Source organism: Rhizobium sp. J15, from assembly GCF_002531825.1.
Taxonomy (GTDB): Bacteria; Pseudomonadota; Alphaproteobacteria; order Rhizobiales; family Rhizobiaceae; genus Rhizobium.
In genome coordinates, this window is sequence record NZ_NWSX01000010.1 from 15,749 (window position 1) to 33,922 (window position 18,174).

At 62.6% G+C, this 18,174-nt stretch carries 16 protein-coding genes and 1 pseudogene; 9 read left to right on the plus strand and 8 right to left on the minus strand.

The window, feature by feature from the left end:
• Positions 1 to 269 precede the first annotated feature (269 nt).
• Genes CO670_RS11385 through CO670_RS11400 form a run of 4 tightly spaced genes read right to left on the minus strand, consistent with a single transcriptional unit; the run spans position 270 to position 5,344 of the window.
• Positions 270 to 1,709 carry a coniferyl aldehyde dehydrogenase gene (locus tag CO670_RS11385; protein WP_097590336.1) on the minus strand — a complete coding sequence of 480 codons (1,440 nt, stop codon included), beginning with the start codon at positions 1,707 to 1,709 and terminating at the stop codon, positions 270 to 272.
• A gap of 22 nt (positions 1,710 to 1,731) precedes the next feature.
• Positions 1,732 to 2,838: an NAD(P)-dependent alcohol dehydrogenase gene (locus CO670_RS11390; RefSeq protein WP_097590337.1), complete on the minus strand. Its 1,107-nt coding sequence runs from the start codon at positions 2,836 to 2,838 to the stop codon at positions 1,732 to 1,734.
• 54 nt (positions 2,839 to 2,892) lie between these two features.
• Positions 2,893 to 3,717, minus strand: coding sequence for a p-hydroxycinnamoyl CoA hydratase/lyase (locus CO670_RS11395; RefSeq protein WP_097590338.1), 825 nt, complete (start codon positions 3,715 to 3,717; stop codon positions 2,893 to 2,895).
• 40 nt (positions 3,718 to 3,757) lie between these two features.
• Entirely contained in the window at positions 3,758 to 5,344 is a 1,587-nt protein-coding gene (locus CO670_RS11400) for an AMP-binding protein (protein WP_097590339.1), read from the minus strand.
• 213 nt (positions 5,345 to 5,557) lie between these two features.
• Between CO670_RS11400 and CO670_RS11405 the strand changes: the two genes are divergently transcribed.
• Entirely contained in the window at positions 5,558 to 6,043 is a 486-nt protein-coding gene (locus tag CO670_RS11405; protein WP_097590340.1) for a MarR family winged helix-turn-helix transcriptional regulator, read from the plus strand.
• Between the two features lie 17 nt (positions 6,044 to 6,060).
• Positions 6,061 to 6,307 (plus strand): annotated as a pseudogene (locus CO670_RS33350) (hypothetical protein).
• Between the two features lie 360 nt (positions 6,308 to 6,667).
• Here CO670_RS33350 and CO670_RS11415 read toward each other — a convergent pair.
• The gene (locus tag CO670_RS11415; RefSeq protein ID WP_088675592.1) at positions 6,668 to 6,868 is read right to left on the minus strand and encodes a hypothetical protein; all 201 of its coding nucleotides are present in this window, start codon (positions 6,866 to 6,868) and stop codon (positions 6,668 to 6,670) included.
• Positions 6,869 to 7,685: 817 nt separating this feature from the next.
• Positions 7,686 to 7,853 carry a hypothetical protein gene (locus CO670_RS33725; RefSeq protein ID WP_348628101.1) on the minus strand — a complete coding sequence of 56 codons (168 nt, stop codon included), beginning with the start codon at positions 7,851 to 7,853 and terminating at the stop codon, positions 7,686 to 7,688.
• 321 nt (positions 7,854 to 8,174) lie between these two features.
• On the opposite strand from CO670_RS33725, the gene CO670_RS11425 reads away from it, so the two are divergent.
• Complete coding sequence (locus tag CO670_RS11425) at positions 8,175 to 9,128, plus strand: sterol desaturase family protein (RefSeq protein WP_097590341.1); 954 nt, start codon at positions 8,175 to 8,177, stop codon at positions 9,126 to 9,128.
• 204 nt (positions 9,129 to 9,332) lie between these two features.
• On the opposite strand, the gene CO670_RS11430 is transcribed toward CO670_RS11425, so the two are convergent.
• Both CO670_RS11430 and CO670_RS11435 read right to left on the minus strand, forming a co-directional pair.
• Positions 9,333 to 10,442 (minus strand): sulfite oxidase, encoded by a 1,110-nt coding sequence (locus CO670_RS11430; protein ID WP_097590342.1) that lies wholly within the window; start codon positions 10,440 to 10,442, stop codon positions 9,333 to 9,335.
• Between the two features lie 329 nt (positions 10,443 to 10,771).
• The gene (locus CO670_RS11435) at positions 10,772 to 11,671 is read right to left on the minus strand and encodes an AraC family transcriptional regulator (RefSeq protein WP_097590343.1); all 900 of its coding nucleotides are present in this window, start codon (positions 11,669 to 11,671) and stop codon (positions 10,772 to 10,774) included.
• Positions 11,672 to 11,895: 224 nt separating this feature from the next.
• Here CO670_RS11435 and CO670_RS11440 point away from each other — a divergent pair, with 224 nt between their 5' ends.
• From CO670_RS11440 to CO670_RS11465, 6 genes are all read left to right on the plus strand, one after another.
• Positions 11,896 to 13,359 (plus strand): aldehyde dehydrogenase, encoded by a 1,464-nt coding sequence (locus CO670_RS11440; RefSeq protein ID WP_097590344.1) that lies wholly within the window; start codon positions 11,896 to 11,898, stop codon positions 13,357 to 13,359.
• A 66-nt stretch (positions 13,360 to 13,425) separates the two neighbouring features.
• Positions 13,426 to 14,730, plus strand: a complete 1,305-nt coding sequence (locus tag CO670_RS11445) for an ABC transporter substrate-binding protein (protein ID WP_097590345.1) — start codon at positions 13,426 to 13,428, stop codon at positions 14,728 to 14,730.
• 6 nt (positions 14,731 to 14,736) lie between these two features.
• Positions 14,737 to 15,489, plus strand: a complete 753-nt coding sequence (locus tag CO670_RS11450) for an ABC transporter ATP-binding protein (RefSeq protein ID WP_097590346.1) — start codon at positions 14,737 to 14,739, stop codon at positions 15,487 to 15,489.
• Positions 15,486 to 16,214 (plus strand): ABC transporter ATP-binding protein, encoded by a 729-nt coding sequence (locus tag CO670_RS11455; RefSeq protein WP_097590347.1) that lies wholly within the window; start codon positions 15,486 to 15,488, stop codon positions 16,212 to 16,214. Before CO670_RS11450 ends, CO670_RS11455 begins: the two co-directional genes overlap by 4 nt.
• Entirely contained in the window at positions 16,211 to 17,125 is a 915-nt protein-coding gene (locus CO670_RS11460) for a branched-chain amino acid ABC transporter permease (protein ID WP_097590348.1), read from the plus strand. Before CO670_RS11455 ends, CO670_RS11460 begins: the two co-directional genes overlap by 4 nt.
• Complete coding sequence (locus CO670_RS11465) at positions 17,122 to 18,147, plus strand: branched-chain amino acid ABC transporter permease (RefSeq protein WP_097590349.1); 1,026 nt, start codon at positions 17,122 to 17,124, stop codon at positions 18,145 to 18,147. Before CO670_RS11460 ends, CO670_RS11465 begins: the two co-directional genes overlap by 4 nt.
• Positions 18,148 to 18,174: the final 27 nt, after the last annotated feature.

An 18,174-nucleotide genomic window follows, 5' to 3' on the forward strand; every position in this document is an offset into this window, starting at 1 on the left:
GCAAAACTGGTTTGGGCTTGGTTAAATCGGAGCCGATCGCCTGCATTTCCTGCGCCAAGGCCGATGGCTCGAAAATTGATTCTCGGTGCCGGCGCCAGAACGACGCTGTCACGCAGAATATAAGGCACTCTTAACAACGCCTCGCATCATCGCCGGGAAACGTATCCCGACGACATAAGCATGCGTTATTCGGATAGGCCTGCGCAATAAGACTATCCCTGCGCGATATGCGACCTAAGCGGAAACCGACGGTTGCTGCGCATCCTCCGCTACTTGCAGATCGCCGCGGCCAGGAAGCCGCGCATCGCATTGCCATAGGGCGGCCGCATCATGTATTCCGCTTCCACCATCTTGCTCTGATGATAGACGGCGCGTGGATGCGAAAAGGCGAGGAAGCCGAACTTGCCATGATAGGCGCCCATGCCGGAATGGCCGACACCGCCGAACGGCAGCCCCTCCGCCGTGACATGGCTCATGCAATCGTTGACCGTCACCCCGCCGGAGGTCGTATTGTCGAGGACGCGGCGCTCCTCTTCCTGATCTTGGCTGAAATAATAGAGGGCGAGCGGGCGTGGGCCGGCATTGATACGATCGACAACCTCGGCAATATCGCGATAGGCGACGACCGGCAGCACGGGTCCGAAGATCTCCTCCTGCATCACGCGCATATCATCGGTGGGATCGAGGATCAGGGTCGGCGGTATGCGATGGGCCGATTGCTGGGAGAAGTTCTCCGCCGCCGGATTGATCTCCACGACACGCCCGCCCTTGGCCTTGGCATCATCGATCAAGCCCCGGATGCGGGCGTGATGACGGGCATTGACGATCGAGGTGTAGTCGGGATTTTCCTTCAGCGTCGGATACATCGCGCCGACCGCCGCCACCGCATGTTCGGCAAAGGCTTCGACGCCTTCCTCGGGCACATAGACATGATCAGGCGCAAGGCAGATCTGGCCGGCATTCAGTGTCTTGACCGTCATGACCCGGCGCGCAGCATCCGCGAGATCTGCCGAACGGCCGACGACGACGGGCGATTTGCCGCCGAGTTCGAGGGTAAGCGGCGTCAAGTTTTCCGCCGCCGCGCGCATGACATGATGGGCGATCGCGGTGCCGCCGGTAAAGATCAGATGGTCGAAGGCAAGCGATGTGAAGGCGGTGCCCGTCGCCGGCCCACCCTGAACGACGGCGATCTCCGTTTCGTCGAAGGCGCGGGCGATAAGCTCGGCCATCAGCGCCGAGGAGGCCGGCGTTACCTCCGACGGTTTGATCATGGCGCGGTTGCCGGCGGCAAGGATGCCGGCGAGCGGCGCAAGCGCGAGCTGATAGGGAAAATTCCACGGGCTCAGGATGCCGACGACACCTTTCGGCTGATAGATCACCCGGGCCACCGCATCCGGGAATAGCGCCTCATGCTCTTCCGGCTTCAGCCATTCGGCAAGATGGGTCTTGGCATATTTAAGCGAGCCGACGCAGGTGAAGACATCGAGAAGCAGGCTCGCCTCGACGCTGCGGCTGCCGAAATCCTCCGACAGCGCTGCGGCGATCATATCCTTATGATCGACGAGAAGGGCGATGACGCGGTCGATGCGATCGATGCGGGTCGCAATATCGGGCGGCCCGTCCTTCAGGAACGACGCCCTTTGCCGGGCAAGCAGCGCCTTCATGGCGTCGGGGCTGGTATCGGCGGCGATTGAGGTGACGCTGTTCATTCTTTCCTCCCTTTGAACGGTGTCAGGCGGCCGGCTGGCGCACGACCGGTTTCAGCACGATGCCCTTCTCCGAATCCTCCACCGCCCGGTTGATGTCGGCGAAATCATAGAAGGTGACGAGCCTGTCGAAGGGAAAGCGGCCCTGCCGATGGAGATCGATCAAGAGCGGGATCAGCACGTCGGGATTGGAATCACCCTCGACGATGCCGCGCACCCGGCGTCCGCCGGAGAGGATATGGGTGAGATCGAGCGTCAGCGTCGCGCCGTGCGGCGAGGCCCCGACGATGCCGCAGGTGCCGCGCGGCGCGAGCACCCGCACGCATTGATCGATCACGGCAGGAACGCCGGAGGCATCGATCGCATAATCGACGCCGGCGCCGGTCAGCGCCATGATCGCTGCGACCGCATCGCCGGCCTTGCCGTTGACGATATCCGTCGCACCGAGTTCGCTAGCAAGCGTCAGCCGCGTTTCGTTCACATCGACCGCAATGATCCGGGCAGCGCCGACGACCCGCGCCGCCATGACGGCGGCAAGACCGACCGAACCCATGCCGAAAACCGCGAGCACCTTTCCCGGCTCGACCTTGAGCGCGTTCATGACCGCGCCGGCGCCGGTCTGGATGCCGCAGGCAAGCGGCCCGAGCAGCGCCAGATCGGCGTCATCAGGCACCTTGACGATGTTGCGCTCATGGCAGAGCGCGTGGCTGGCGAAAGAGGACTGCCCGAAAATATTGCCGTGTACCCGCTCTCCCCGATAGGAAAGCCCGCTCGAACCATCCGCCCGCGAACCGAAGAAATTGCGCGGGAAGAATTCGTGGCAATAGGTCTCCTCGTGATCGTTGCAGCTCGGGCAATGACCGCAGGAATTGAAGGTCATGACCACATGATCGCCGGGCTTCACCTTGGCGACACCCGGGCCGACGCGCTCGACGATGCCGGCGCCCTCATGGCCGAGCACGACCGGTTGGGGCACCGGCAGGTGCTGATCGCGCATGACGATGTCGGTATGGCAAACTCCCGTTGCGACGACACGGACCAGGATCTCGCCCTCGCGCGGCTCCTCCAGATCGAGGCTTTCCAGCGAAAACGGCATATGCGGCGCACGCGCCACCGCGGCATGGATCTTCATTGCTTCCTCCTCCCGATAGCAATCCGGAACGGCCCGGCCATGCCGGGCCTGACCTCAACGACCGCGCTTGTAAGCGCCGAGCCCCGGCTGATAGGTCTTGTCGTCGAGGAACTGCTTCAGTCCCTCGTCGCGCCCCTTGGTCTTGTCGAGGAACAGCATCTGCTCCAGCTTGGCGTAGATGTAGTCGTCGGCGAGATCCCACGGCAGGTTGCGCACGCGCTTGTAGGTGTCCTTGGCGGCCTTCAGCGTCACCGGGTTCTTTTCGAGCAGGCTGGCGCAGATCTTGCGGACGCGGGCTTCAAGCTCTGCAAGCGGCACCGCCTCGTTGACGAGACCCATTTCCGCAGCCTTGCGCCCGCCGAACAGCTCGCCGGTCATGATATAGTAGAGCGCGTCGCGGTGGCGCATCACCTCGGCCACCGCGCGGGTGACATTGCCGCCCGGCAGAATGCCCCAGTTGATCTCGGAGAGGCCGAAATTCGCCTCCTCGGCGGCAATGGCGAGGTCGCAGGAAACAAGCGGCGTGAAGGCGCCGCCGAAGCACCAGCCGTTGACCATGGCGATGGTCGGCTTTTCGAAATACATCAGCCGGTTCCACCAGCCGCCGGATTGGCGCCGCGCCTTCAGCGTGGCATCGCGCGGCTTGTCGTCGTTGTCGCGGAAATATTCCTTCAGATCCATGCCGGCCGACCAGGATTCGCCAGCGCCGCGCAGCACGAGGACGCCGCAGCGCTCGTCACCTTCGAGTTCGTCGAGCACTTCGAGCATCCGGGCATTCAGAGCCGGGTTCATCGCATTGCGCTTTTCCGGACGGTTGAGCGTCACGAAGGCGATGCCGCCATCGAATTCGACCAGGACCGGCGATATATTTTCAGTCATGAGTTCACTCCATTGGTTTCGGCGCGAGACCGGGGCCGCTTCAGGGGGCCTGTCGTTGAAGGATTTCTTCGGAATGGTGCTGGCGCAGAACATGTTTCTGCACTTTGCCGGAGGCGGTGCGGGGGATGGTTTCGACGAAGAGGATGCGGGCCGGGCGCTTGAAAGCGGCGAGCCTTTCCCCGCAATGGCCGGCGATCTCCCCACTCGTTGCCGCAGCCCCCGGCCGCAGCACGACATAAGCGACGCCGCATTCGCCCCACCTTTCGTCGGGAACCCCGATAACGGCGGCGTCGAGAATGGCGGGATGGCTTGCGAGCGCGGCCTCGACTTCTGCGGGGTAAACATTTTCGCCGCCGCTGATGTACATGTCCTTCAGCCGGTCGACGATTCGATAGAAGCCGTTGGCTTCGCGCCGGCCGAGATCGCCGGTGCGGTACCAGCCATCGGTAAAGGCGGCCGCGGTTTCCCGCGGCTTGTTCCAATAGCCCGACGTTACCGCCGGTCCGCGCAGCCAGAATTCACCGATCTCGCCCTCCCCGACATCGCGGCCATCCTCGCCGACGACGCGAATGTCGAGCAGCGGCGCCGGAAGGCCGACGCTGCCGGGATTGTCCTGCACCGCGCGCCGGTCGATCGGCACATGCAGCACCGTTCCCGCCTCGCTCATTCCGTAGCCGTTGACCAGTGCGACGCCATCGTCGAGATAGCTTTCGATCAGCGCCTGCGTCAGCGGCGCGCCGCCGACGAAGAGCGCGTGCAGGCCGGAAAGAGCCGCGGCGCTATAGGCAGGATCGTTACGCAAGGCGAGCGCGATCTGCGGCACGGCAAAATAATGGGTGATGGCGCGTTCACGATCGGCCAGGGCAGCCAGCGTGCGTGCCGGCGTGAAGCGGTCGGAGACGACGAGCGTGCCGCCGAGCATCAAGGTGGTGCGCGCTACCGCGATCAGCCCGATCGTGTGGAAGAATGGCAGGTCGCAGAGCGCGACGGAGCCCGGTCCGATCTCGCCGACGAAGGAGAAATTGACCGCGGCGAAAAAGGCGTTGCGGCGGCTGATGACGACGCCCTTCGGCTGCCCCGTCGTGCCTGACGTATAGAGAAGGACGCAAGCTCCGTCGGCATTTGCGGGCACCGGACCGGCAGGCCGGCTCGCCTCGATCCGCGCGGCAAGACCGGCCGGGCCATCCGCCGTCGAGATCACCATCATTTCGGGATTGGCGTCCGCAAGGCTCGCCACGGCGGATGAAAACTCCTCGTCATGGACCAGGAGGGCCGGCGCGCAATCGGCAAGGATCGACCGAAGCTCGGCGGCGTTGAGCCGCCAGTTGAGCGGCACATAGATGGCGCCGGCGCGCTGGCAGGCAAAGGCGAGCACGATCGAATCCATCGAATTGCGCGCCAGCATGGCGACACGCGCTCCGTCCCTCCGCGCCCCGAGCATCACGCTCAGGAAACCGGCGCAGCGGGCGATCCGCCGATCGAGTTCGGCATAGGTAAGCTGCCTGCCGGTGGCGATCTCGAACAGGGCCTGACGATCCGGCGCGACGCGGGCGCGGTAAAGGATCGGATCGTCCTGCACCAGCCCGCAATCCGCCCGCAAAGCCATCCCGGAAAAGGAATGCGCCATTTTCTCCCCCCATGCCCGCCGCTCCTCCGCGACAGGCATCAAATTTGTATGCAACACATACTAATATTTTTTCCCGGCGAGATGCAAGATGCCGTTTGAAGAAAATCCGAAAGCCCGAGCGGACGAGAGAAATACTCGCGGCCGCCGCATAAGGCATATTGACTAACCCGCTGATTTTGATGGTTATGGCGCCTCAACGAGGCGAGACGAACGATGGCCGCAAAACCACCGCAGGATGATTTCGACACCGAGGAGGCTTCCGCAACGCCCCATCTCGATGTCGGCCGGCTTGGCGATCTCCTGGGCTTTCACCTGCGCATGGCGCATGTCGCGATCTATCGCGACTTCGCCGAAACCATGGAAGAGCTGGCGCTGACACAGAAGCAGCTCGCGGTGATGGAACTCATCTCGGCCAATCCGGGCGCATCGCAGATCGACCTCGCCAACACGCTCGGCACCGACCGCGCAACCATGATGGCCCTCGTCAACCGGCTGGCCACCCGCGACCTGGTCAAGCGCCGCCCCTCCGCAGCAGACCGCCGCCGCCAGGAACTGCATCTGACAACAGCGGGACAGGCGATGCTCGCACGCGCCCGTAAGCTGATCGACAGGCATGAACAGCATTTCATCGACCTGTTTTCGGGCGATGAAATGGCGGCGCTGCTCACCGCGCTGAAGCGGATCTATAGGGGAAACTAACATCCGAAAGACGAGAAATGGCCTCCAATGACGACATCATCCGAACCCTCGGGCGCCTGGAAGGCACTCTGACGGCATACGACAGCGTGGTCCAGCTCCGAAAAGATCTGAGCGACGAGAAGGCGAACGCCACGAGGGGAGGGCCGTCATTCGCAAGCGCCTCGACGCTTGATCGCCATCGCCGGCCTACCGATCGGCAGCATTGTGGCCTACATGAGCGATCGCGCGATAACCTGGGTAAGGCACTGGCTGAGGATAGATTAGATAGCCGTCGAAAGCGTCCTGAACGCAGAGCAAAAAAGTGGGCCGCACGGCTACTGCCATGGGGTTTGGCAGTGCAGCGAACTGCTTGACCGCACGACCCGCCGGATAAACGGACGATGGATTCCGCAGTTCCACGATGTTCGTCAGCGTACGCTGACAGGTGTGGTAGGGGGTCCGAAGTGGCGCTGGGGCAAGCGGATCACGGACGTTTCCCCACGAAACTGGTCAAAAAAAGCCCCGCTGGATTGGCGGGGCTAGTTAACGCTTTTGGAAAGGACGAATGTGCGAGTCTCCGTAGAGACTGTACGTCCGATAGTAAAACGCTGCAAAGCAAGGGAAGTTCCATGTATTTTTCAATATTCAAATCAACAAACGCAATAGAGCCTCTTCGTCTGTAACTCCGTGTTGATACGACTGGATGATCCGAGCCGCCAGATCCTGCCGCTCTGCATCCGATTTGACCTGTTTGGCCAGAACGACGTGATCGAACACCCTTTGGCATAGGGCCACTTCGTCATCATTCAGCACGCTTTGGGTCTGGAATACCTGAGACAGGATCATGACGCCCTCACTTCCCATGCTAACCTTAGGCCGTGAGCGCGATGGTTCAACGTAAGAGCACCTCACGACTTAGTGTTCGGCCTGCATCGAAGGCGTCGGGCCGCGCGGAGCGTCGCTTTGGGAGCAGACCGGAAACCTACCTCCGCACGACCCAACTCTGGAATCGGGTGGATCGCTGGGAGAAGGGCATAATGCGATCTAAAAGTACTGGTTTTCTCCCGCGATCCAGTGATCTAACCTGATTGTCACTGTGTAGTTCCCGTAAGGTGCCGGACGAGAAACCCCCGCAATTTGCGGGGGTAGTGTGTGGGGTTGTTTTGTAAGCATTGCGCCGAGGCGCCTACAAAACTTTGCATAATTTTCTCTTGGTCCGCAATAAGTCGTACTTTATCCTTTAGAATTATATTTCCGGCTGTAAAGTAACGTGTTGTACGTTGCCGGACCAAAGATCGGACACCATCTACAAAGCGAAATAATATCTCCTATTATAGATGTAGTGCCGCCTGGCGATTATTTGCTTACCCCAAGCAATGGTGTCTCCTGTGCGCTGGGCGGCCAACCGGCCTAGCATCAGTCACACCAATCCTTGCGACGCCCCGGCGTCCACGGCCGGGCGAACCCTTCTTGTAGCAGGGTCCTCCCAACATCTTCTATCTTCGTCATTCGTTCGATGTTGACGAGCGGCCGGTGCGACTGCGTCTTGCCACCGCGCTGCTCGATTCGATCCCGGAAGCCCTTTCAGTCAGAAGCTCTTTCAGCCATCCCTTGGAGATCAGCGCCAGCTTCCGTTCCTTGACGCACTTCGCATGCGATCCGATCACCGGTGTGTCGATGCCGGAAACGAAGGCAACACCTTCCCCAGCAGTCGCATATTTTTGCCGTCGCATTTCACCGTGTCGCCGTCGACGGCCGTCAGGGAGGCGCACAGGATGAGTTCAGCAATCATTTCGAAGAGCTCGGTTCCTAAGTCGTTCCATTGGGTCATCGTCCCGCCACGCCTCATGCTCGTGTTGCGTAGCAGGGCTAACGGCGTCGTCTCCGCGGCAAAAATACTGCGGCAAGCTGTATGCTCACTCTGGCACTTTACGTCGTAAAGAGCCCGTCGCTACTTTCAACTATACCCCGGCAGATTAATAAATTCAGGCAATTGATTATCTTCAGACCCGCGCCAACCTTCAGTAGATCGGCGGTCGATGACTCTGCACTTCCACCATCAAAAGGACGCCCCGATCGTCCTTTTGAGCAATCGGTCGAAAGCGCGTCGCCAGGACTAAGCTGTAAGGGTTCGTGTTTGGGGTAAGGTGCCATGGAGCTGGTCTATTACTGCGTGCACAAGCTTGGGAGCTTTTTTTACAACACTTATTATCTGAATGGTCGGGCAATGGCGCTCAGTTTCGCCATTTCTATTGGCTTGGTTCTGACCGTTTTCGCGGTGGAACTCGCCTGTGTGGGGTTCGGCAATTCCGGGTTCCGTCGGGTTTTCTTCGAACGCACCAAATCCACGATCACCGACATCGTCTATTTCGTCCTCCAGGCGACGGGTATGATTACGTTATTCGCGGCGCTCGCATCATTCGGTTTGTCCTATGCCATCACCCACGCGGCCCAGGATGCCCCCCACCTGGATCTTGCCCGGAGGCTGCCAGGCTGGGCACATGTTCTCTTGTTCCTAGTGCTGTCAGACTTCTTGAGCTACTGGCAGCATCGGTTGATGCACCGGCTGCCCGTACTATGGCGGCTGCACGAATTTCACCACGCAGCCGAAGAGTTCAACGCGCTGACTTCGTCGCGCGAGCATCCGCTGGAGAAGGCCATAAACGTGGCCATCATGGTCGTTCCGGCGCTGCTTATCGGGCTGCCAACGGCGGAATTCGCCTTCGTGACCATCACCTTTGGCGCCATTGGTCTGGTCAAGCACAGTGCCATTCCCTGGCATGGCTGGTTTGGCAAATACGTGATCCAGTCACCACGCGACCACTTCATCCATCACTCCCGAGTGCGGGAACATCACGACAAGAATTTCGCCAATTATTTTCCGATCTGGGATCATTTGTTCGGCACCTATTACGAGGGTGAAGCAGAAGGTGCAAAGCTCGGTCTCGACCGCAACTACTTCAACCAAACCGATCCGTTCCGCGAAAGCATCGCCACAGAAATCCGTTTCTTCCAACGCGCGTGGCAAGCCGCCAAGGCCGTAAGCCCCATAAGCGGAAAACCTGTCTCGCCGCAGGGGCTGTCGGGCCCGGGGGAGCGCCGTTAGCGCGAAGCCGGCATCGGTTTGATGTGAAAAGCGGCAGCTTTCGGGGACCACACACCTAGCATCCGTTTGCCCTGATGTTGGGCAATCAGTGTTCGGCAGCTTCGCGCCGTCATCGAGCCGCAGGTCGCAGTTGCTGCAAAGCGGACATGACACAACGCGGGTCGCAGTTTCGCCAAAAAGCCGCCATTCCGCCCCATCGGGTAATTAGATCACGAATTCCTCTTCGTACGTCTGTGGCTCGGGAACGACCGTAACCTCCACCGGAACGATCCAATTGGCCGCGTAGCTCTCACAGTCGGAATGCGGGAGGTCGGGCTGCACGCACCCCGCCCCATCGATCGCGCGACATCGCAGTATATATCGCCCCACTTCTTCAGGGGTCCATATGTACTCCCACAAGCGCCATGCAAAGGGACGTTCTGTTTCAAGGAGCCTTCCCTCGCGCCAGCCCCTGCCATCTCCGGTGCAGACCTGCACCTGCCGGATAGCGGCCTCTCCGCTCCAGGCGGCTCCGAAAATCCGATACGGTTGGCCGACGATGAGACGCGCGCCCTGCACGGGACGCGCGATCTGCGCTTTTACCTGCATCTCCGCAAGGGGGACCAGCCTGGGTTCCCCGAGGCTGCGCTCCCAACGGAAATAGTCGCGCGCCTGCCAGTAGCCAAGGAACGGTTGCTCCACAACCGTGATATCAGTGATCCACTTGACCCAAGCCATGCCGAACCAGCCACCCACGACCGCGCGTAGCGGGTAGCCGTGATCGCGCGTCAACGGCTCCTCGTTCATCGAATAGGCTAGGATCGTGCTGTCAGCGATGGCCTTCTCAAGCGGTAAACTGCGCGCAAAAGCGATGGGACCGGGAGAAGCCGTTTTCTTGTTCGTGTCGACGACGCCGCTGTCGGCACCTACGAGCAGAACCTCACGTGCGGTTCGCTTGACGCCCGCCATTTCCAAAATCTCGCGCAGAGGAACGCCTGTCCACGCGGCGTTCCCGACGGCTCCGTTCTGCCACTGCAATCCCTCCCTCGGCGGCACATAGTAGACGCGCCCGTTCCCGGCGCACTCGACGACGGCGGTGAAAGTCGTGCTCCGCATCGCCTTGATGCTGTCGAGGTCAAGTTCGATCGGCCGCTCCACCGCCCCGCCAACGCGCAATCTCCAGTCTCGTGCATCGAGGTCCGGCGACGGGAAATGGTTTCGCACGAAGAACAGCTCGGTTGGGATCAGCCAATCGGAGAGCGACGCAAACGGAAACTCGATGTTCTGTGGGGATTTCTGTCGAACTATTAGGCTGGGTCGCTCTGGTGTCGGCATCGTCCTCGTCTCCCCTTCCAAGAGGTCGCGCGAATTCCGGTTCGATCACACCGCCCTTCGCAGTGCGTCTGTCGCGTTCCGCCTTAGACCCTAGCACATACCGCACGTTCCTCGCATCGACCTCGAACGGCAGCAAAGGGCCGACCCCGGACCTTGGCGGCAAGACCTCTGATCTCCGCTTTCGTTTTGGGTGTCTACCAGCGGACAGTCGGCCTTCGGCAGCATGTCGGCATTACCGATTTTGGCGCGCAATGACGCTATTTGCGCATTGCAGTCCTATGCCGGCTTGGAATTAGGTCAGCACGATTTGCGACCCAATGACTCTGGGCCTAGGGCCAGTCCGCATAGCCCGAAGACAGCATACTGTTTTCCGAACCGGCGGAGGCGCGAGCGATCTCGCGGTAGCCGGCGGGGGAAAGGCCGGTCTTGCGCTTGAAGAAATGGCTGAAATAGGTCGGGTCGCGGAAACCGAGACTGTCGGAGATTTCCTGAATGTTGCGGGCCGAGCGCTCCAATCTCAGCTTTGCCTCCTGCACCACGCGTTCGTGCAGGAGCTGGATCGGCGAGCGGCCGAGCGCCCTCTGGCAGATGGAATGAAGCCGGTCGGCAGTGACGCCGAGTTCCGCGGCATAATCGCTGATCGGACGGTGCTTGCGGAAACCGGCCTCGACGAGCTGGCGATATCGCTGCAGGATCGATCCGGTTTCGCCCTGCCCTCGCTCCTCGCCTCTTTCCCCGCCGCAGCCGCGCCAAAGCGCCATCAGCGCCAGCCTGATATAAGCGGCTGCGACCATCCAGGAGGAGCGGGCGGGATCGCCGAGTTCGCGCACGAAACCCGAAATCAGCGGCGCGATTTCGGCCACCAGCTGAGGATCGGCGGCTTCGACCAGCTTGCGCTGCTCGGTGAAGAGGCGCAGCGAATAGGATTCCACCTTGTCGCCGATCGCATCGACCATGATCTGCGCCGACACCCCGACAAGATGGGCCGCGGTGCCGGCGGCAATGGAAAGATCGCATCGCGCCTGCGGCGGCAGGAAGGCGATGAGCGGCCCGTGCAGCGGCCGGTCTTCGCCATTGTCGAAATGCAGTTCGGCCGAGCCGTCCCCGAGCAGGAAGAAATGATGAAAATCGGCGTAGATCCCTTTCTGGAAACGAATGCGCCGGTGCGAGAGCGACGGCCCGTGCCATTCGCCCCTCGCATAATGATGAATGCCTCCGTTCGTCGCCAACGTCCGCCCTCCTCTTTCGCAGCGAACAGTGCGGCAATCGCCGGATAATTACAATATTAACCCAATAAATCGCATTCCATCCTGAAACGATCGGCGTAACCTCCTCTCCATCAGCCTTTGGGAGGAGGCACCTCGACAGATGCGGGAATGGTTGGACGGCCCTTGGGCCGCGGCTTCCGCTCGTCTTCTCCCACGGCAATGAAACAAGCGCCGGCTGGCGGCGGATGGGGAAAACGGTGTTTTCGGCAAAGCTGATGATCAACAACGAGGCGGTGGAGGCGTCCGACGGGGCAACCTTCGAACGCATCGATCCGCTGACTGGCGACGTCGCGACGGTCGCCGCGGCGGGCTCCGTCGCCGACATGGCGAGGGCCGCCAATTCAGCCGCGGCCGCCTTTCCCGATTGGTCGCAGACCGGCCCGGGCGAGCGCCGCCGGCTGCTCAATGCCGCCGCCGACCTTCTCGAAGCCCGCACGCCCGAACTCATCGCCGCCATGATCGGCGAAACCGGCGCCACCGCGCAATGGGCGGCGATCAATTGCGGCCTCGGCGCCGATATTTTTCGCGAGGCGGCGGCGATGACGACGCAAATCTCAGGTGAGCTCATTCCGTCAGGCATTCCGGGCAGCATGGCAATGGCGGTGCGCCAGCCGGCCGGCGTCTGCGTCGGCATTGCTCCGTGGAATGCGCCCATTATCCTCGGCACGCGCGCCGTCGCCATGCCGCTTGCCTGCGGCAACACCGTCGTCCTCAAGGCCTCCGAACTCTGCCCGAAGACCCATGGGCTGATCGGCGATATCCTGCGCGACGCCGGCTTCCCGCGCGGCGTCGTCAATGTCGTCTCCAATGCACCAAGTGACGCCGCCGCCGTCGTCGACGCGCTGATCGCCCATCCGGCCGTACGCCGCATCAACTTCACCGGCTCCACCCGCGTCGGCAGGATCATCGCCGAAGCCTCGGCACGGCATCTCAAGCGCTGCCTGCTGGAACTCGGCGGCAAGGCGCCCTTCATCGTGCTTGCCGATGCCGATATCGACGAGGCGGTCGGCGCCGCCGCCTTCGGCGCCTTCATGAACCAGGGCCAGATCTGCATGTCGACCGAGCGGATCATCCTCATGGACGAGATCGCCGACGGCTTCATCGACAAGTTCCGGTCGAAAGCCTCAACCCTTATCGCCGGCAGCCCCAAGGACGGCAATACGCCGCTCGGTACGCTGATCAACGCCGAAGCCGTGCGCCGTGTGCGGTCATTGATCGACGACGCCGTGCAGAAGGGCGCCGTCCTCGTCTGCGGCGGCGAGGCGCATGGCACGCTGATGGATGCGACCGTCATCGATCACGTCACGCCGGCCATGCGTATCTATCGCGAGGAGAGCTTCGGCCCGGTCGCGGCGATCATCCGCGTCGGCAGCATCGACGAGGCCGTGACGGTTGCCAACGACAATGAATACGGGCTTTCGGCGGCGGTTTTCAGCGGCGATGTCAATGCCGCGCTCGCCGTCGCCATGCGGCTCGAATCCGGCATCTGCCACATCAACGAGGCGACGGTTTCCGACGAGCCGCAAATGCCGTTCGGCGGCGTCAAATCGAGCGGCTACGGCCGCTTCGGCGGCAAGGCCGCGATCGATGAATTCACCGAGCTTCGATGGGTCACCATCGCATCGGGAAAACGGCAATATCCGATCTGACTGCAGCTCGGCCGGAATGGACAGGAAACGGGCGGGAGGCCCGCACCAAGAGGGAGGAATGATTTCATGAGCAGGACATTCAATGCGGCGTCTCTCACGCGCCGCTCTTTCATCGCTTCGGCCGCGGCAGGCGGCGCGGCGCTGGCGCTTTTCGGCCGTACGGCCTTCGCCGAGAGCGGCGATACGCTGAAGGTCGGCTTCATCAGCCCGCGCACCGGCCCGCTCGGCGGCTTCGGCGAAACGGACGGCTATGTGCTCGATCTCGCACGCAAGGCCCTGGCGAACGGCCTGCAGGCCGGCGGCAAGACCTGGAAGGTCGAGATCCTCGACCAGGACACCCAGTCCGATCCCTCGCGCGCCGGGCAACTGGCGAAGGAGCTCATCAACAACCAGGCGATCGACCTGATGCTCGCCGTCTCGACGCCCGAAACGATCAATCCGGTGTCCGACGCCTGCGAGGCGGCGGGCGTCCCCTGCCTCTCGACGGTCATGCCCTGGGAGGCCTGGTACTTCGGCCGCGGCGCCAAGCCGGGCGCGCCCTCGCCCTTCAAATGGACCTATCATTTCGGCTTCGGCGTCGAAGAATTCCACAAGGCCTATGTCTCGCAATGGAGCCTGATCGAGACCAACAAGAAGGTCGGCGTCATGTATCCCAACGACGCCGACGGCAATGCGATCCGCGCCCATCTGGCGCCCGCCCTCGCCAAGGCCGGCTTCACCATCATCGATCCCGGCGCCTATGAAACCGGCACCACCGATTTCTCGGCGCAGATCGCCCTCTTCCGGCAGGAAGGCGTCGAGATCTTCAACTCCTTCCCGATACCGCCCGACTTCGCCGCCTTCTGGCGCCAGGCCGCCCAGCAGGGACTCACCCAGCAGATCAAGATCTGCCAGATCGCCAAGACGGGCCTCTTTCCTTCCGACATCGAGGCGCTCGGCGATCTCGGCATGAACATCGGCAGCGCCGCCTATTGGCACAAGGCCTTCCCCTACAAATCGACGCTGACCGGCGTCTCGGGAACCGAGCTTGCCGACGGCTATGAAGCGGCAAGCGGCAAGCAGTGGACGCAGCAGCTCGGCGCCAGCCTCGCGCTTCTCGATGCCGGCTTCGACGCGCTGAAGGCGAGCAGCGACGTCAAGAGCAAGGAGGCCGTTGCCAAGGCGCTCGCCTCGCTGAAGACGACGACGATCGCCGGCAAAGTCGACTTCACCAGCGGCCCCGTCGCCAACGTCTCGCCCGGGCCGATCATCGGCACGCAATGGGTAAAGGCGGCGGAAGGCTCGAAATTCGAGCTCGACTATGTCGTCACGGAAAACGCCACCGACCCCAACGTCCCGGTCGGCGCCAAGCTCACCGCCTACAACGGATAACGCACGGTGCAGCAGCAAACTCAAAATCGACCGGGAGGAGCCTTCCTCTCGGCCCAAGGAATCCACAAGCGGTTCGGCGCGCTCGTGGTCTTGGAAAATCTCGATTTTTCCATGGGCGACGGCGACGCGGTCGGCATCGTCGGGCCGAACGGCGCCGGCAAGACGACGCTGCTCTCCGTGCTCGCCGGCGCCTTCCCGCCGAGCGCGGGCACAATCACCTTCGACGGCGCCGACGTCACGCGCCGGACGGCGGCGGAACGCTGCCGCTCGGGCCTGGTGCGGACCCATCAGATCCCGAAACCCTTCAGCGGCATGACGACCTTCGAAAACGTCTTCGTCGCCGCGTCCCATGGCAATGCCGCAAGCCGCGACGAGGCCTATGACCGCGTGGTGGATTCGCTTTCGCTCTGCGGCATGCTCGGCGTCGCCAACCGCCCGGCCGACACGCTCGGCCTGCTCGATCGCAAACGGCTGGAGCTTGCCCGCGCGCTCGCCACGCAGCCGCGGCTGCTGCTACTCGACGAGATCGGCGGCGGACTGACCGACGGCGAGGCGAGCGAGCTCGTGGAAACCATCCTCGAACTGCGCCGCCGCGGCATCGGCATCGTCTGGATCGAGCATATGGTCCATATCCTGCTGCAGGTGGCCGAGCGGCTGATCTGCATGGATGCCGGCCGGATCATCGCCGATGGCGAGCCGAAAGCAGTCATGAGCAACGCCGAAGTCGTCAAGGCCTATCTCGGAGGAACGCCCGCATGAGCCTTCTCTCCATCCGCAACCTCGACGTCCGCCATGGCCTGCTGCAGGCGGTGCGCGGCGTCAGCTTCGATATCGCCAAGGGCGAGGTGCTGGCGCTGGTCGGCGCCAACGGCGCGGGCAAGACGACGCTGCTTCGCTCGATCGCCGGCGCTCACCTTCCCGCCTCCGGCGAGATCCTTCTCGACGGCGAGGATCTCGCCGCCATCCCCTCCCACAAGCGGATCGCCAGGGGCATCGCCCTGGTGCCGGAAGGCCGGCGCCTGTTTTCGCAGATGACCGTCGAGGAAAACCTGCTTCTCGGAAAGAGCTGCGGACGCAAGGGCGAATGGAGCGTCGATCGCGTCCTCGACGCCTTTCCGAACCTGAAGCCCCGCCGCCACGCCAAGACAGGGCATCTCTCGGGCGGGGAGCAGCAGGCGACCGCCATCGGCCGTGCCCTGATGAGCAACCCCGATATTCTTCTGCTGGACGAGGTCTCGCTCGGGCTTTCGCCGCTCGTCGTCGACCGCGTCTATGCCCAGCTGCAGTCGCTGCTCACATCAGGGACGACAATTGTGCTTGTCGAGCAGGATCTCGCCCGCGCCATGAGTGTCGCAAGCCGCGTCATCTGCATGCTGGAAGGACGCATCGTGCTCGACAGGCCGGCGGCGGCCGTCACCCGCGAACATGTCACCCAGGCCTATTTCGGATTGCACCGGGCCGCCGGCGAAAGGAGCGCATCGTGATCAATTCCCTGCTCCAGGGCATCCTGCTCGGCGGCTATTACGCCGTCATCGCCTGCGGACTGTCCTTCATGTTCTCCGTCATGCGGATCATCAATCTCGCGCATGGCAGCCTGGCGATCGCCGCCGCCTACGGGCTGTGGCTGCTTGCCGCCAAGGCGGGCATTCCACCTTTTGCCGGCCTGCTGATCGTCCTGCCGGTCATGGCGGTCCTCGGCTGGATGCTGCAGCGTTTCATCCTCGAACGCAGCGCCCGCGGCGGCACGCTGCTGCCCATTCTCACCACCTTCGGCCTGTCGATCGTCATCGACAATCTGCTGTTCGAACAGTTCGGTGCCGACACGCGCTCGCTCGCGCCCTTTATCGGCAACCTCTCCTATGCATCCTGGCAACTGCCGGGTCACATCTTCGTCGGCAAGCTCGCTGTCATGATGATGGTGACGGCGATCCTCCTTCTCGGCGCGCTGCAGTTCTTCCTCAGCCGCTTTGCACTCGGCCGCGCCATCCGTGCCACGGCCGAAGATCCCGATACGGCAGGGCTTGTCGGCATCGATGCACGTAGAGTGAATGCCGTCGCCACCGCAATCACCATGGTCACGATCGGGATCGCCGGCGCCTTTCTCGGAATGCGGGCAACCTTCAGCCCCTATGCGGGCGGGCCGCAGTTGCTCTTCGCCTTCGAGGCGGCCGTCATCGGCGGCGCGGGATCACTCTGGGGCACGCTTGCCGGCGGCATCATTCTCGGCCTTGCCCAGTCGCTCGGCGCGCAGCTGCATCCGCAAGGCTTCCTGATCGGCGGCCACGCCATGTTCCTGCTCGTCCTTTTCGTGAGGCTGTCCCGGTTCGGCATACCTCGGCTCGACAGGCTCGGCGCCTTCCTCAACTTTCGAGCACGTCTCAGGAGCCCGACATGACACTCGTCTCCAACGGAATATCGATCGAACGCTGGACGACGTCGTCACGGATGGCGCTCGGCGCCATGGCCGCCTTGCTGGTGCTGCTGGCGCTCGCTCCCACAATGCTCGGCGCCGGCGCGATCGACCGGATGACGGCCCTGTTCATCTATGTGATCCTGGCCGCCATGTGGAATGCGCTCGCCGGTTTCGGCGGGCTCGTCTCCGTCGGCCAGCAGGTGTTCTTCGGCCTCGGCGCCTATTTCACCATCCGGCTTGCGGATGCCGGGCTCGATCCCTTCGTCTCGATCTTTGCCGCCGCGATCGTGACCGGTGCGCTGTCGGTGCCGCTTTCGCTCTTCATGCTGCGGCTGAAGGGCGGTGAGTTCGCGATCGGCATGTGGGTCGTCGCCACGCTCGCCCACCTGCTCGTCAATCTCGACAGCCTCATCCAGGGCGAAACGGGAACCTCGCTGATCTCGCTCAACCTCTATGACAGCGGCATGCGGCGGGCGGCGATCTATTGGCTTGCGCTCGCCTCCATGGCGGCCCTGCTCGGCGCGCTCTTCATGCTGATGAGAAGCCGCGCGGGAGCGGCCATGCAGGCGATCCGCGACAATGAAGAGGCGGCGACCTCGGTTGGCGTGCGGGTGATCGCGACCAAGCGGCTGCTCTTCGTGCTCGCCGCCTTCGGCATCGCCGTCGCCGGCGGCTTGTGGCTTGCAACCGCCACGACCTTCCAGCCGAAGACCTATTTCAGCGTCCAGTGGACCGCCTACATGATCTTCATGGTGCTCGTCGGCGGCATCGGCAAGTTCGAAGGCGCGCTCCTCGGCGCGATCCTGTTCTTCGTCATCGAAACCTTCTTCGGCAGCGCCGGCGTCTGGTATCTGATCGGTCTCGGCGCCACCGCCCTGATCTTCTCCCTCTACCTGCCGCGCGGGCTCTGGGGCGAAATCGAACGCCGTTTCGATTTCCAGCTTCTGCCCGTCGGCTATCGGCTGAAACTTCCCGGTCCGAACAAGATCAAATGGGAAGAATGAGCCGGCTTGCCTTCAGTTTCTCTTGTG